General features: G+C 44.5%; 13 protein-coding genes. 3 read left to right on the top strand and 10 right to left on the bottom strand.

Annotated features, from left to right (window positions below):
- Positions 1–325: 325 nt before the first annotated feature.
- Positions 326–1,702 (top strand): NfeD family protein, encoded by a 1,377-nt coding sequence (locus R7Z47_RS06340; RefSeq protein WP_256902737.1) that lies wholly within the window; start codon positions 326–328, stop codon positions 1,700–1,702.
- A 10-nt stretch (positions 1,703–1,712) separates the two neighbouring features.
- Positions 1,713–2,495, top strand: coding sequence for a slipin family protein (locus R7Z47_RS06335; RefSeq protein WP_005373196.1), 783 nt, complete (start codon positions 1,713–1,715; stop codon positions 2,493–2,495).
- A 41-nt stretch (positions 2,496–2,536) separates the two neighbouring features.
- Here the strand turns inward: R7Z47_RS06335 and R7Z47_RS06330 are convergent, their stop codons facing one another.
- Complete coding sequence (locus R7Z47_RS06330) at positions 2,537–2,971, bottom strand: globin (RefSeq protein ID WP_017633662.1); 435 nt, start codon at positions 2,969–2,971, stop codon at positions 2,537–2,539.
- Positions 2,972–3,214: 243 nt separating this feature from the next.
- Between R7Z47_RS06330 and R7Z47_RS06325 the strand changes: the two genes are divergently transcribed.
- Complete coding sequence (locus R7Z47_RS06325; protein ID WP_064376638.1) at positions 3,215–3,871, top strand: NAD(P)H-dependent oxidoreductase; 657 nt, start codon at positions 3,215–3,217, stop codon at positions 3,869–3,871.
- A 96-nt stretch (positions 3,872–3,967) separates the two neighbouring features.
- Here R7Z47_RS06325 and choV read toward each other — a convergent pair whose 3' ends face one another.
- From choV to mmsB, 9 genes are all read right to left on the bottom strand, one after another.
- The gene (gene choV, locus R7Z47_RS06320; RefSeq protein WP_256902738.1) at positions 3,968–5,146 is read right to left on the bottom strand and encodes a choline ABC transporter ATP-binding protein; all 1,179 of its coding nucleotides are present in this window, start codon (positions 5,144–5,146) and stop codon (positions 3,968–3,970) included.
- A 2-nt stretch (positions 5,147–5,148) separates the two neighbouring features.
- Positions 5,149–5,991, bottom strand: coding sequence for a choline ABC transporter permease subunit (gene choW / locus R7Z47_RS06315; protein WP_005392552.1), 843 nt, complete (start codon positions 5,989–5,991; stop codon positions 5,149–5,151).
- A gap of 77 nt (positions 5,992–6,068) precedes the next feature.
- A complete protein-coding gene (locus R7Z47_RS06310) occupies positions 6,069–7,007 on the bottom strand; it encodes a choline ABC transporter substrate-binding protein (RefSeq protein WP_005382646.1) in 939 nt (312 codons plus the stop codon).
- Positions 7,008–7,043: 36 nt separating this feature from the next.
- Positions 7,044–8,759 (bottom strand): choline dehydrogenase, encoded by a 1,716-nt coding sequence (gene betA, locus R7Z47_RS06305; RefSeq protein ID WP_005373209.1) that lies wholly within the window; start codon positions 8,757–8,759, stop codon positions 7,044–7,046.
- Between the two features lie 180 nt (positions 8,760–8,939).
- Entirely contained in the window at positions 8,940–10,400 is a 1,461-nt protein-coding gene (gene betB / locus R7Z47_RS06300; RefSeq protein WP_171343168.1) for a betaine-aldehyde dehydrogenase, read from the bottom strand.
- Between the two features lie 18 nt (positions 10,401–10,418).
- On the bottom strand, positions 10,419–11,018 hold the full coding sequence (betI, locus tag R7Z47_RS06295) for a transcriptional regulator BetI (protein ID WP_005392557.1): 600 nt from the start codon (positions 11,016–11,018) through the stop codon (positions 10,419–10,421).
- A 605-nt stretch (positions 11,019–11,623) separates the two neighbouring features.
- Positions 11,624–13,645 (bottom strand): diguanylate cyclase, encoded by a 2,022-nt coding sequence (locus R7Z47_RS06290; protein WP_395234088.1) that lies wholly within the window; start codon positions 13,643–13,645, stop codon positions 11,624–11,626.
- A gap of 462 nt (positions 13,646–14,107) precedes the next feature.
- Entirely contained in the window at positions 14,108–14,866 is a 759-nt protein-coding gene (locus R7Z47_RS06285) for an SDR family oxidoreductase (protein ID WP_005373217.1), read from the bottom strand.
- A gap of 9 nt (positions 14,867–14,875) precedes the next feature.
- Positions 14,876–15,772, bottom strand: a complete 897-nt coding sequence (mmsB, locus tag R7Z47_RS06280) for a 3-hydroxyisobutyrate dehydrogenase (protein WP_053307601.1) — start codon at positions 15,770–15,772, stop codon at positions 14,876–14,878.
- Positions 15,773–15,775 lie beyond the last annotated feature (3 nt).

Raw genomic sequence — 15,775 nt, 5'->3', positions numbered from 1 at the left:
ATTGAAATCTGAGTTTAGTGTAGAAAAGCCAAAAACCGTTGAAACCAAGTCACCTCTCCATACGAGATCAGATCGAAAATAGTAAAGAATACGGCACAGATAACGGCCAACTTAATCAAACGCTGAACAATAAACATAAACGTCACAATTACCAATAATTTGCTTTAGTTTACTATCTCACACAGCGTTTATATATAAAAAAGTAGTCTCCTAATTAGCCTCGGCAACTTATTCATTAGAACCTATACTCAAGCATCTCTAAGTTATTTGGATATACTTGAATTAGGATTTCAAAAAGTCCCTGTGACCACACAAGGAGGACTGCGTGAAACGACTATGGATATGGTTCTTACCTTTACTCTTGATGGCCAGTCAAGCACTGGCGAATACCGTTTGGATTGTTCCTGTCAAAGGCGCTATAGGGCCTGCTACTAGCGACTATTTATCTCGTGAAATAGAAGAAGCTCAACTAAACGGTGTCAGTTTAGTGATCTTAGAGATGGACACACCAGGCGGCTTAGATAGCGCAATGCGAGATATTATTCACGCGATTACCACCTCCTCGACTCCCATTGCAACTTGGGTCGGCCCATCTGGTTCTAGAGCGGCTAGCGCAGGAACATACATCTTGCTCGCTAGTCACGTAGCCGCCATGGCTGAAGCGACAAACCTCGGAGCTGCAACGCCCGTCGCGTTAGGTGGTGCGCCTCAACCTCCTTCATCGGATGATGGCAAAGATCAAAACGCGGAAGAAACGTCAGAAGGAACCAACGAAGGTTCAGAGAAAGTTCCCGCGAAAACCGCAATGGCGAAAAAGGTGATTAATGATGCTAGAGCCTATATTAAAGGCTTAGCAAAGCTTCATGGCCGAAATGCAGAGTGGGCAGAGAAAGCAGTGAGCGAAGCAGCGAGTTTGGACGCCACAGAGGCATTGGAATTAAACGTTATTGATTATATAGCCAACTCACCAGAGGATTTAGTCAAAGCCATTAATGGACAAACTGTTAAAGTTAACAATCGTGATGTGACATTGTCACTGGAAAATCCCGTATGGATTGAAAGAACACCCGATTGGCGAGCAGAAATGCTAGCCGTTATCACCAATCCAAACGTTGCCTACATTCTAATGCTCATCGGCATCTACGGTTTACTTCTTGAATTTTACAACCCAGGAATTGGCTTACCCGGTGTGCTAGGTGGGATTTGTCTGCTTCTGGCCATGTACGCACTACAAATGATGCCCGTCAACTACGCAGGTCTTGGTCTGCTGTTACTCGGTATTGCACTAATGATAGCGGAAGCATTCAGTCCGAGCTTTGGTATTTTGGGCTTAGGCGGCGTTGTCGCCTTTGTACTCGGTTCGATATTTCTCATGGACAGTGAGTTACCAGGATTCCAGATCGCCCTTCCTTTGATTTTTGGTATTGCCATATTTTCCGTGGCTCTAATCGTGCTGACCGTCGGCCTGCTGCTCAAAATTCGTCGCCGGCGTGTAACGACGGGTTTAGAGACTTACCCTGGGAAGGTCGCCGTGGTAAGCGATGACTTTATCGATGGCGAAGGACGCGTTCAACTCAACGGTGCGTTATGGCGAGCTAAAGCCAAAGACCATCAACAATTCAAACAAGGTGATCACGTCACCATTGTTAATGTTAAAGGGCTGACCTTAACTGTGATGCCTGATGACCGCCAAAATAAATAGGAGGCGCTTTATGATGCTCTATACCGTTGCGGTGATCGTGGTGCTGCTGTTCGCACTAGCGACCCAAATGTTCAAGGTTTTGAGAGAATACGAACGTGGGGTTGTGTTCTTTCTTGGTCGATTTCAAGAAGTCAAAGGACCTGGTTTGATCATCCTTATCCCATTTATTCAGCAAATGGTGAGGGTTGATTTACGTACTGTCGTTTTGGATGTGCCGACACAAGATTTAATTACCAAAGATAACGTTTCTGTGCGCGTCAACGCGGTCGTTTATTTTCGCGTAGTCGATCCTCAAATGGCGATTAACAATATTGAAAGCTACAGCGATGCCACCAGCCAGTTAGCACAAACCACGCTGCGCTCGGTATTGGGTCAGCATGAACTCGATGAATTGCTATCAGAGCGAGAACGCCTCAATAAGGATTTACAATCCATTCTCGATCAACAGACTGATGACTGGGGAATCAAGATTGCTACGGTTGAAGTCAAACATGTTGATTTAAATGACAGCATGGTCAGAGCCCTAGCCCGTCAGGCAGAAGCAGAACGTAACCGTAGGGCGAAGATCATTCACGCTACTGGTGAGTTAGAGGCTTCAAATAAATTAAAAGAAGCAGCGCAAATGCTCAACGAAGCACCGAATGCACTGCAATTACGTTACATGCAGACACTCACTGAAATCACTACAGACAAAACATCCACTATTATTTTTCCAATGCCGATCAATCTTGTCGAAGCTGTCAGTGATATCGCCGAAGCGGTGAAAAAGAATAAAGAGACACAAGATAAGTAAGATTCTGCCCCTAGGAAGTAACGACCACTCACGTTACTTCCTTATTTGGTACTCGCTTTAAGGATGTGCCCATCTTCTTTATCACATTCTTGTTTCATTACTTCTAAGCCCGTTTTAAAGCATGTTCGCCAAGCGGTTTCAACATCGGCATCGTACCCGGAATCACACTGTCGAACCGTTTCTAACAAACTCTCAAGCCAAACATCAAAATCCTGCGGCTCTATACCAATATCTGCACTTGCATGCTTTTTCCCATACTTTTCCACCATTTTGTGCGCTTCGGTCGAGGTATCTGCCATCATAAAAAATACGATAGACCCTCTAAGCATTCTCACTTGTTGGTGCATGTCTATACCGTCAAACTTCTGTCTAAAGTTGGCACTTTTCGACCATAAATTTTTGTAGAACAAGTCGAAAAACTCCTGATCTGAAGTACAACGTTCATAGCTATCATTAAAAACTTCAATCACGTTCATGTTGCTTTCCCCTACGCCTCAATATGAGTTTAATTTAATATCAAATAAAAGCTTCCAAATAAGGACTTTTAAGTTTCAAATCGATCAACTCACATCGATTTTCAACAAAAAGTAAAAAGTGATTTAAATAAACACCCTCTTATCAATGAAAAAATATCCATTATCATGAACCCATATTCGAGGTACGCATGGTTGTCGATGCTAGTGCATCCTCATCTGTCATCACATAAAGAGGATATAAACGTGTCCCATCAAATCATTACCGATCTAAATAACCGTTACACTGCAAAAAAATATGATGAAACCAAGCGCGTTTCTCAAGAAGACATGGCGATAATCAAAGAAGCACTGCGTTTGTCGGCGTCTTCTATCAACTCACAACCATGGAAATTCATCGTTATTGAAAGTGATGAAGCGAAGCAACGTTTCCACAATACGTTTGCAAATATGCATCAGTTTAACCAACCACACGCGAAAGCCGCATCACATACGATTCTGTTTGCTTACGATCCTAAATTTACTAAAGAGAAATTTGCGAAGCGTGTGGATGCAGAAGTAACATCTGGCCACTTGCCAGCGGAGATGTACAACAACTTTATGGGTGCTTACGCTTTTGCCGATGCAAATACGGACGAAAATGGCTTCAACGGAAGCTGGACAAAAGCACAAGTCTATTTGGCACTAGGTAACCTACTACACACATTGGCACGACTAGGCATTGACTCAACACCGATGGAAGGTGTCGATCCTGCTCTGATTGGAGAAGAGTTTAAAGAAGAGCTCGAGGGCCATATCTGTGAAGTTGCGCTAGCGATTGGCTACCATAAAGATGGGGAAGATTATAATCATGGTCTTCCAAAAGCGCGCCTTGCAATGGATGACGTAATTACGACTCTATAGTCGACCATTGTCTTAGCTTAGCGACTTAAATCATTGTTTAAACTAAAAAGAGCCGCACATTAATGCGGCTCTTTTTTACTTGGTTCTGCGTCAACTTTACGCAACTTGCTCTGACTTAAAATTACCAAGCAATGCATCGTAAAGCTCATTGTCGCTCAACACACCAACCAGTTTATTATCTTCAACCATAAGCAGAGGTTGATTGCTACGCTGTTTAAGTTCAATCGCTTCTCGCATACTGATTTCTGGGCTAACCTGAACCAGAGAGTTTTCATTAACTTCGTCAAGGTTCGAAGAGCCGCTCTTCCATTGAATCAACGATTTATCTTTATCCGCTAAACTTAACCCCTTGCTCTCTTGTATCACCCAAATATCTTTGTCAGGGCAAATCAGAACACGCGTATCTTCGCGAACCAAATCGTCACGCATTAAGGAACGTCCCTTCAGCACATTTAATGGATTAGTGTGAGCAACAAAGTCCGCCACATAATCGTTTTCTGGAGCAAGAATGATCTGTTCTGGCTTGCCATGTTGAATCAGCTTTCCTGATTCCATAATGGCGATGTTGTTGCCGATTTTAAGCGCCTCATCCAAGTCGTGACTCACAAAAAGAATGGTTTTGTTTAGCTTTTCTTGCAGCAGAATCAATTCATCTTGAAGCTGAGCACGAATCAATGGGTCAAGCGCTGAAAACGGCTCATCCATTAACAAGATATCTGTGTCCATCGCGAACGCTCGCGCTAGGCCAACACGCTGCTGCATACCACCAGAGAGCTCGTGCGGGAATTTCGTTTCCCACTCAGATAAACCGACCATTTCGAGCTGTTCACGCGCTTTTTTACGGCGCTCAGCTTTACCAATGCCTTGCATCTCTAGACCAAACGCTACATTGTCTAACACCGTTAACCATGGCATCAATGCAAACTTCTGAAACACCATGGACACGCGGTGCGTACGAAGGTGGCGCAGCTTCTGTTCGTCACAGTTAGAGAGCTCAACCATATCGTCGCCATCTTTGATTTTCAGAGAGCCACGAGAAATATCGTTCAATCCGTTAACCGTTCGCAGCAAACTTGATTTACCCGAGCCCGAAAGCCCCATCAAGACACAGATCTCACCCTGTTTCACGTTCAGCGAAACATTATCAACCCCAACCACTTGGCCAGTTTCATCAATGATTTCTTGTCGAGACTTCCCTTGATCTAGTAGTGCTAGCGCCTGTGCTTGTTGCTGACCAAAAACGACATCAAGATTTTTAATAGTAATAGCGTCCATGATTATGCCTCCTTCTGGTTTGGTGCTTTACACAAGCGATCAAGAATGATGGCAACGAGTACAATCGCTAAACCCGCTTCAAAACCTTGTGAAATGTTTACCGTATTCAGTGCACGTACGACTGGCTTACCAAGCCCATCAGCACCAACAAGCGCCGCAATGACAACCATAGACAAAGACAACATAATACATTGCGTAACGCCAGCCATAATACTTGGCAATGCCGCAGGTAACTCCACCTTAAACAGTAGCTTCATGCGGCTGGCACCAAATGCTTTACCCGCTTCAAGTAGCTCCTCCGGCACTTTAATAATGCCGAGGTACGTCAATCGAATTGGCGCAGCGATAGCGAAAATGATGGTCGAGATTAGACCAGGGACAATACCTAAGCCAAACAGAACCAAGGTTGGAATTAGGTAAACGAATGTCGGTACGGTCTGCATCAAATCGAGTATTGGCCGCAACAAGGTGTATAACCAAGGACGGTGCGCCGCCATAATGCCCAACGGCACGCCAATTAATACGGAAATCGTTGTCGCTGCAAACACAAGGACAAAGGTTTCCAGCATTTCTTGCCAGTAACCAAGGTTGAGAATTGCAAGTAAGGCCAACACGATAAATACGACAAGAGGAATGCTGCGATGTAAGAACCAAGCAATTGCCGCCGTCATAATGATTGGCGCTGCAGGTGGCATCCATTTAAAAATGTCCACCACGAAAAGAATGATCGTTTCAAGTGTAATAGAGATTGCATCGAAAAAACCCGATGCATTGATGGTTAACCAATCGACGCCAGTTTCCATCCATTGGCCCAACGGTAGTTTGTTGTCCGTAATAAAATTCAAAATAAAACCTTTGTGTTAATGAAGCGGGCAAAACTCTGCCCACTTTCTTTTAAAAAAACGAGCTCAAATACTGCTTATTAAGCGTTTGTTTTTAAGTAGTTTGTAATAGCTGTTAGCGCATCTTGGCCATCTACCGTTTTCACGCCCTCTAGCCACGCTTCAATTTGCTCTTGGTTTGCATTCAACCATGCTTGCGCTGCTTTTGATGGCTTCTGTTTCTGGTTAAGAATCGCTTCCATCAGTTCATTTTCCATTTCTAGGTTAAACTCTAGATTTTTCACTAGCTGACCTACATTTGGACACTCAGCGAGGTAATTTTTACGTACGTTTGTGTAGACGTTCGCGCCGCCGTAGTTAGGACCGAAGAAGTCATCACCACCCGCTAGATATTCCATTTCAACGTTACTATTCATTGGGTGCGGCGCCCAACCTAGGTACACAATCCATTGATTGCGGCGTGCGGCACGTGATACTTGAGACACCATGCCAGCTTCACTGGACTCAACTAGGCTGAAATCTTTTAGGCCGAATGCGTTGCTATCAATCATTGACTGAATTAAGCGGTTGCCATCGTTTCCTGGTTCAATGCCGTAAATGCGGTCTTTAAATTTGTCGGCATGTTTTACTAGGTCAGCGAAGTTGGTCACGCCTGCGTCATAAACGTATTTTGGAACCGCTAGCGTGTATTTTGCGCCAACGAGGTTCGCGCGTACGGTTTCAACGGTACCTGCATCACGGTATTTCGCGATATCACCTTCCATCGTTGGCATCCAGTTACCTAAGAAAATGTCGATATCGCCATTAGCCATAGAGGAGTAAGTTACAGGCACAGACAGAAGATCAGTCTTCGTTTTGTACCCCAACCCTTTAAGTAACTCTGATGTAACGGCAGTGGTCGCAGTGATGTCAGTCCAACCTACATCTGCGAAACGAACCGTTTCACATTGGTTGGCGTAAGCGCCTGTTGCTAAAGTACTTAGTGCAATTGTTGAGAAGATTTTTGTCATCTTAGACATGTTGAATTCCTTGTAATGATTACTGATTTTTTCATTTTATGAGATCGAATCGAGATCTCTTTTTGGCGGATGCATTCGTTGCATCTCTTGCCAGTCCGGTGCAATCCAAACTGGTACGTTGTTCGACGTTTCTAGGGCGTTATCCAAAATCATATCCGCGGCGCGTTCTGCCACCATAATCGTTGGCGCATTTAAATTACCGTTCGGAATGGTTGGGAAAATAGAAGAGTCCACCACACGCAAGCCTTGAATACCGCGTACTTGGCATCGCTCATTTAAGACGGCTAATGGGTCATTATCTGCGCCCATTTTGCAGGTACAAGATGGATGGTAAGCACTCTCGACGTTTTGCTTCACCCATTCATCAATCTGTTCATCCGTTGTGATGTTCAGACCGGGTTGGATCTCGTCCCCACGAAACTCATCCATGGCTGGCTGATTGAGGATCTCGCGAGTAAGGCGAATACAATCACGCCAATCCTGCTTATCTTGTTCAGTGGAAATGTAGTTAAACTCAATCTTCGGCTTATCATTCGGATTCGCAGAGACAACTTCGACCGACCCGCGACTTTCTGGCTTGTTAGGTCCGACGTGCACTTGGAAACCATGACCATCAAAAGCAGCTTGCCCGTCATAGCGCATTGCCGCTGGCAAGAAGTGATATTGAATATTTGGCCACTTTAGTCCTTCACGAGAGCGGATAAACGCACACGATTCAAAGTGGTTAGTAGCACCAAGGCCTTTGCGAGTTAATATCCACTCAGTACCAATCAAGCCCTTGCTCACCAAACCTAATTTGCTGTTGAGCGTGATAGGTTGCTTACAGTGATATTGGAAGTACACTTCTAAGTGATCTTGCAGGTTTTTACCTACCCCCTCCAACGAGTGTTTCACCTCAATGCCCGCTTTTTCTAATACTGCCTTAGGGCCAATGCCTGAAAGCTGCAACAGCTGAACGGAGCCAACCGAACCCGCACTCGAAATCACTTCATTATTCGCAAAACATTGCTGAATTGAACCTGACTTTTCAAATTCAACGCCTACCGCTTTCTTGCCTTCTGCACCAGTTTCTTCTAATAAAACTCGATGAACCGTCACCCTCTTCATTAGGGTGAAGTTTTTGCGTTTTTTAGCACGGCTTAAGTATGCATTAGAGGTCGAAGCGCGTACGCCTTTGTCGACGGTCATATGCATTGGGCCAAAGCCCTCTTGTTGATAACCGTTGTAATCTTTTGTTTCTGGGTAACCCGCTTCTTTGCCTGCATCAATAAAAGCTTGGTACAGCGGGTTGAGCTTCATATCGTTGCCGTTACATGTGCCGACTGGACCGTGATCGCCCCGATATTCATCAGCACCACCAATCCAAGACTCTGCTTTACGGAAATAAGGCAAACACGACTGATAGTTCCAGCCTTTCGCGCCTTCCTCTTCCCACTGGTCAAAGTCACAAGCGTGTCCGCGAACGTAAACCATGCCGTTGATAGACGAGCTACCGCCCAGAACTTTTCCGCGAGGGCAATGAAGTTGGCGACCATCCAACCCTTGCTCTTCAACCGTCTCAAACTGCCACGCGTATTTTTCAGTGTTCATCGGGTAAGAAAGCGCTGTTGGCATTTGGATAAAAATACTTTTATCCGACCCACCCGCTTCGAGTAATAGGACCGAATTTTGACCACTTTCACTTAAGCGATCCGCTAACACACAGCCGGCCGAACCCGCACCGACGATGATGTAATCGTAGTGTTGTTGCATTTTTATTCTCCTAGGAGTTAATACTCATCACCGTAGATAAGTGAGCGAAATTAGCGTAGGAAAAATGCTTGAGAACAAGGCGGAAATTTTGATAAGTAGTTAACCTACAATCAAAATTGACAACGTAGTTATCGAGCATTTTAACAAGCTAAAGTGGTCAGTTATCTACTATGAGTAGTATCATTTGTAAGGGCTTTCGAAGTCGCTTAGCTGAACCAGAACACTCTTCGTTTGCGTGTAATGTTTAAGGGTTTCGACTCCGTTTTCACGGCCAACACCTGATTGCTTGTAGCCGCCAACTGGCATTTCCGCAGGTGAGTCACCCCATGTGTTAACCCAACAAATACCCGCTTGAATTTGGTGGATCACACGATGCGCACGAGATAGGTTTTGAGTAAATACACCTGCCGCTAAGCCATAATCGGTGCCATTTGCACGCGCAATCACTTCCGACTCATCGCGGAATTTCAGAACTGACATTACCGGGCCAAAGATTTCTTGTTGAACGTGGCTCATATCATCATCGCAATCAACAAATACGGTTGGAGCAACAAAGTTACCATTAGCTAGGCCATTGTCTGTTACTTTGTAGCCGCCAGTCAGTAACGTCGCGCCACTCGCTTTCGCGGCTTCAATCGCTCCTAGAACTTTCGATTCATGATCTTTAGAGATTAGCGCGCCAATCTGCGTGTTCTCATCAAGCGGATCGCCGACGACTAACAGCTCGGTTCGGGCTTTAAGTTGTGCGATAAAGTCGTCATAAATACCTTCATGGACAAATACGCGTGTACCGTGCGTACAAACTTCACCTTGGGTGTAGAAGTTCGCCACCATGGCCGCAGAAACGGCATCGTTTAACTTCGCATCATCAAAAATAATCAGTGGAGACTTACCACCAAGCTCCATCGTTACTTGTTTTAGTGTCTTAGCGCTGTCACTCATGACGACTTTACCGGTGCTTGACTCACCCGTGAATGACACTTTTGCGATATCAGGATGCGCCGTTAGCATCTGTCCTACTCGGTAATCTCCTTGCACGACATTAAATACGCCATCTGGCATGCCCGCTTCTGAATAAATTTCGGCGAGCTTAAGCGCCGTTAATGGTGTTTCTTCTGATGGCTTGAAGATCATTGCGTTGCCCGCAGCCAGTGCTGGCGCCGATTTCCACATCGCAATTTGAATTGGATAATTCCAAGCGCCAATACCCGCGCAAATGCCCAATGGCTCACGACGTGTATAGAAAAACTGATCGTCGCTGAGTGGCTGCTGTTCACCTTGTAGACTTGGAGCAAGGCCAGCATAGTACTCAAGAACATCGGCACCTGTTGTGACATCAACCGCGATAGCTTCTTGAATGGGCTTACCAGTATCTGCCACTTCCAATGCAGCCAGTTCGTCATTACGCTCACGTAAAATGGCAACGGCTTTGTGTAAAATACGGCTGCGCTCAATCGCAGTCATCGCCGACCATGCAGCAAAACCTTTCTTTGCCGATTCAATCGCTGCTTGAAGATCGTCTTGGTTCGCTTGTTTAATGTTGGCCAATGGCTCACCATTCGCCGGATTGTAAGTGGTGAAGTGTTCATCTGAACACCCGTCGTACATCGCACCATTGATATAGTGTGCTTTCATTTCCATTTTGAAGACCTGTAACTTTTATATTTTTTCAGAATAAAACGTAAGTTGTTTGTCGAGATAATCGTTGATGATGATTCTCGCTCTTTCTGCATCAATGCCTTGCGGGTTGAGCGTTCCGCGCAGCCAAATTCCATCAATAAGTGATGCAATACCATGAGCAACCAATTCAGCCTGCTCTGCATTTAATAATGCTTTGAGTTCTTTTCTTAGGTGGGACAATAGACGTCGTTCGTTGACACGCTGTAAACGCTTGAGCTGCTCGTCATGCATTGAGTACGACCAAAACGCCAGCCAAGTCTTAGCAACTTGGTTTTCTGCCTGATAGCCGACAAAGTTACCGTCAATGATGGCGTTAATTCTTTGGTGATGAGCATCACTTGGCAGCTCACGTAACTTCTGTGTGATAGTGGACGAAAGCTGACGCAATATTTCGCGCATCGTTTCCTCCAGCAATCCGTGCTTACCACCGAAATAGTGGTTGATAATCCCCGTTGATACACCGGCTTCTTTGCTGATTAACGAAATACTCGCCGCGTGTAAACCGACTCTATCAATCACCGACATTGTCGCTTTCACAAGCTGCGGTTTTCTGATTTCAGGCATCCCCACCTTTGGCATTTTGCGTCCCTGTTATTTTTAATTGAACGGTTAGTTAAATATAAAATGCCTGAAAATTAATTCGAACTCAAATTATTTTTAAAGAAAAATGTTAGTAAAAAAGGATGAAAAGTTGAGGGTGTACGAAAAATTGCTCAGCAAGAACTTGTCGGGATAACTAGATTTTAGTTTAAGAACAAATAAATAAGTAAAACAAAATCAAATACTTAACCATTTATCCATTTTTAAAACGATGATGAGCGAGTTGATTTTTGAACAACAAAAATCTGTGCCACAAAAAATTTATATCGACCACTAATCATTTCACCTGTACACGGTTTATTTGTACAAAGAATAGACACACTAGTTTGTTATAGTTTTGTAGACACAAGTGGCATTCGCACTTTGAAGGTGAAGAAGGCAAAAAGAGAGGTTATATTGAACGCCATGAATATGCGATTCGATATCCTTAAGCCATTTTTAAGTAATATCGCCAAGTGACTTTAAGATGTTAGATTCAGCGTTTTATATTCGAAGCAAGGATCTCAAAGTCACTTGGCTATCAAAGTAAATGGGAGGGATAAGTTCAGATTCATCGTGCGATGAGCCTGAACTTTTGATTTCTGTTACGCTAGCGAGCGACCTTTCACGCAGTTGCGTCCGTTCGCTTTCGCTTGATAAAGCAATTTATCGGCCTGATCGCAAAGTGATTTAAAACTCATCTCATTATCTTCAGTGGTAACGACTCCAAAACTACAGGTCACTCTCACTTCTTCTTTCTGTTCCGTAACAAAGCCATGTAGGGATAAAGCGCTACGTAAACGTTCTGCAGTAATAAGGGCGTTTTTATGGTCTGTATTGGGCATAACAACAACAAACTCTTCACCACCAAAGCGAGCAACAATGTCGTTCTCACGTACAGTTTCCTCCAACACTTTGGCAACGCCCGTTAGTACGGTATCTCCAAACACATGCCCATAGGTATCATTTACCTGCTTGAAATAATCCACATCGATTAACGCTAAAGTTACTGGCCCCGATTGTGGTTTATTTGGCACCATTTTCTGTTTATCGAGTTTGCTATCTACCCATTTATTTAAAGCTAGATAACCGTACTTAACTTGCTCGACTTGCTCAAAAACAAAGTGTTGTATCTTTTCTTGCTTAGATTGAGGTACCGGTTTCTCTTTTCGCTCACGCCTCACTTCTACTGGTTTAGTGAACCAGTCCTCTAAAAAACGGCGATTGAACAACCCTGTCAATGTGTCTGTCTTTGCGAGGCGACGCATTCTCAAACGCGAGCGATTGACGACGAGAAATACTACCGCCATCAAAAATAGAACACCGATGAGCGCAAGTAGCGCTTCACCCAATAAGTAAAAAGTACGACGGTTATTTTCTAGCTCCATACGCTGCAACACATTGTTCCAATTGAGATCTTCGTTTTCATATTCAAGTCGTTCCAACTCAAATAACGTCTGCTGGCGCTCAAGATTTTCAACTTCTCTTTGATTGCTAAATTGGATAAATTTATCGTGATAGTTACCGTAAGTTTCGAATGCTAGTTTAAAGTCATTGCTTCCCGCATAGGCCATAGCGGCGACTTTTAGTAGCTCCATTTGCTGTTGCTTGACGTATCGACTATCTATAATCTCCGGCAGCATTGGTGCGATCATCGCTAAAAGTATTTCAAATTGCTGCTGCTCTAACATATATTCGGCTTGTAACAACTTAAATGTTGCCAAATACGCGCTAGACGTTTCTCTGTACTGTAAATTCTCCGCCAGCTTCAAGTGGTTAACCATCTTCTTTTCTTGATTCGTCTCGCGATATAAAGCTGCAAGTTCAAGGTTAACTCGAAATCTAAAGCGTCCATCACCGATAATTTGAGCCAGCTTTAACGCTCGCTGATATGACGCTATCGCCTCTTCGTATTGGAACTGTGCTTTATGAAGTTTCGCTATCGTCAAAACGCTCAACAACTCATTGAACGACATACGCCTATCCCTAAAATAGCGATATGCTTGTTCCAAAAGCGCCTCAGATCGGTCGTAACCCTGAATTTTGACAAGTACGTCACCTAGCTCTAGTGCTGCACGTTCGACCAGCCCGTGAACACCTGAAGATTCAGCCGCATCCATGGACGACATAAGTGCAGCATAGGATTTTTTAAACTCACCTTGCTCATCGTAATAGCGTCCTTTTAGCAACAGGATTTCTGATTCAAGTTGCTTATCACCATTCTCACGCGATGTTTCCAACAAGCTATCCAACGCAGAAAGCGCGGTATCGATATCGCTCTTTCCAACCATAGTTCGCATCTGAATCAACTTAAACAGGAGATACTCATGGCTCTGTGGACGCACAAGCTCCAATCCTTTTTGAACGACACTCTGACTCTCTTCTACGCGCCCTAGCAGCTCTAAAACCGTGGCCTTGGCAAGCCAGTAACGCACCAACAGCGCTGTTGGTTGGTTTTGTAGTAAAGACTCTTCTTCTAACGCTTCAATCAAAGCTAAAGAACTCTGAGGTAATGCGTAAATTTGATTTTCGATGCCTTCTAACGACTGTAAAAACTTACCTTCCTGTTCCACCTTTTCTGTGGAGGCCTGAACAGAAAAACACAGACACCCCAATAATAGCGGCATCGTCCTAAGCGAATGAAATAGTGACATTATTGCTCTTCCCTAATGGGTAGTTACTTCAGTGTAATTGAGAATTCTGATTATTTATTATTAAGACAACTGAAGGTTATTCAGTCAGCCTCATATTCCCATGTATTTTGCGCTGAATAATAAATCACCATCTTTAGATGCCGAAATAGTTTTCGGTTACAATATGACCAATAAGAATGTTTTTTACACACCAAGAATGACGATCTCGTTAGTGAGACAAAAGATCGTCTTAGTTGTGAGTTGATACATTTACATGACAAGCAATATAGAACTAACCATTCACATTAGAAATAGAATCAATTTTTATACCGTTCGATGAGATAGCAGTCGACCATGCATCCAATACATTTTTCAGATAGAAGCAATAAAAGAAAGGAGAAAATGGAAGGAAGCGGACAATCAAACTCGCTCCCCTTTTTTATGTTGCAGAGGGGGTTACATTCGCATTCCGCCATCGACTTCGAACACTCGTCCGGTCACGAATTCGTTGGTTAACACGTATTTTATGGTCGATGAAATTTCATCCGCCAAACCTAAACGTCCAACTGGAATCATTCCGATTAAACGTTCCATCGCTTCAGGTTTTATTTGGTCTGTCATGGCAGTTTTGATGACACCCGGAGCAATCGCCACTGAGCGAATTCCGAAACGCCCTAACTCTTTCGCCCACACCGTTGCCATGGTGGCTACCGCCGCTTTAGATGCTGAATAGTTGGTTTGACCAATATTCCCGGCACGCGCAACGCTGGATATGTTGATCAGAACCCCTTTGCTATCGGTGTTCAGCATTACCTTGCTCGCTTCACGGCCACACAGGAAAGTGCCTGTTACATTCACATCTAGAACAGACTGAAATTGTTCCAGCGACATCGTGTTAACCTGACCATCTTTGACTTTAATGAACATACCATCACGCATAATACCTGCGTTATTGATAACGCCATTGAGCTGCTTGAAATCTGCCTCAATTTGCTCAAAAGCAGTGCACACCTGCTGTTCGTCAGTCACGTTCGTCACATAAAAACGAGCGGTAACGCCGAGAGATTCACATTCCGCTTTCGTTTCAGCCAGTTGATCTGAATTGAGGTCGATAAGCGCAAGATGAACGCCATTTTCCGCCAGTGACAGTGCCATTTGTTTACCCAGCCCCTGCCCTGCCCCCGTGATCGCAATGACCTTATTTGCTAACTCCATAAGCGCTCCTTAGGCCTGATTTTGCTTTTGGTAGAACTCAAACAAGCTTGAAAAATCTTTTTGCCCGTTGCCCTGACCGTTGTGAAAATTAAACAGATTACGAGCCAAGCTGCCCATTGGCGTTGATGTTTGACTGGCAACCGCCGCTTCCATCGCAAGACCCAGATCTTTAGCCATTAACTGGCTCATAAAGCCGCCTTGATAACCATTGCTTGCAGGCGTATTTTCCATCACACCTGGACAAGGGTTATACAGCTCTAGCGCCCAGTTACGCCCTGAACTTTGCAACATGATGTCGGAAAGCACTTTGGGATCGAGTCCGTTTTCCATCCCTAAATTGAGTGCTTCACAGGTGCCGCTCATCAAAATGCCCAACATCATGTTATTGCAGATCTTCGCCACCTGACCAGCTCCAGCATCGCCTGCATGGAAGATGTTTTTACCCATGTGGCTAAGCACCGCTTTGGCTTGAACAAAGTTCTCTTGTGAGCCGCCAACAATGAAAGTTAACGTACCTGCTGCTGCGCCCGCAACGCCACCAGATACTGGTGCATCAACAAAACTGATACCAAGTTGCGATGCTTTTTCGCCAACCAAACGAGCAGTCGCCGGATCGATGGTGGAAGAATCAATCAGCAAGGTACCTGATTCGACGCTATCTAAGATGCCATCTTGACCAAGATAAACGCTTTGAACGTGTTGGCTCGCTGGCAGCATAGTGACAACCACGTCAACACCTTGTACTGCCTGCTGAACGGAATCGGCACTTGAAGCGCCCAATGCGGTCAACTCCTCAACTGCGTTTGGGTTCAAATCAAATACTTCGACGTTCAAGCCCGCTTTGAGTAGATTCTTAGCCATAGGCGCACCCATGTTACCAAGGCCAATAAATGCAATTTTGTCCATATC

The organism is Vibrio sp. 1641 (assembly GCF_033339995.1).
GTDB classification, from domain to species: Bacteria; Pseudomonadota; Gammaproteobacteria; order Enterobacterales; family Vibrionaceae; genus Vibrio; species Vibrio alginolyticus.
The sequence above is the reverse complement of the archived record's forward strand: the minus strand, read 5'-3'. Positions and strand labels throughout refer to the sequence as shown.